General features: G+C 67.3%; 1 protein-coding gene. It reads left to right on the plus strand.

All coding sequences use genetic code 11. From position 1 onward, the window contains the following. Nucleotides 1-223: alpha-amylase family glycosyl hydrolase (locus tag R2S09_RS40465; protein WP_306193285.1), on the plus strand; the 223-nt coding region annotated here is incomplete at both ends.

The following is a 223-nucleotide window of genomic DNA, read 5'->3' on the forward strand; positions in this document are numbered from 1 at the left end:
CCGCCGTTCTTCAAGTCACCCCTGAGGGACGGCGGCTACGACGTCTCCGACTACACCGCCGTCCTGCCCGACTTCGGCGACCTCGCCGACTTCGTGGAGTTCGTCGACGCCGCCCACCACCGCGGCATGCGCGTCATCATCGACTTCGTCATGAACCACACCAGCGACCAGCACCCGTGGTTCCAGGAGTCCCGCAAGGACCCCGACGGCCCCTACGGCGACT

Source organism: Streptomyces sp. MK7 (assembly GCF_032658145.1).
Taxonomy (GTDB): Bacteria; Actinomycetota; Actinomycetes; order Streptomycetales; family Streptomycetaceae; genus Streptomyces; species Streptomyces spiralis.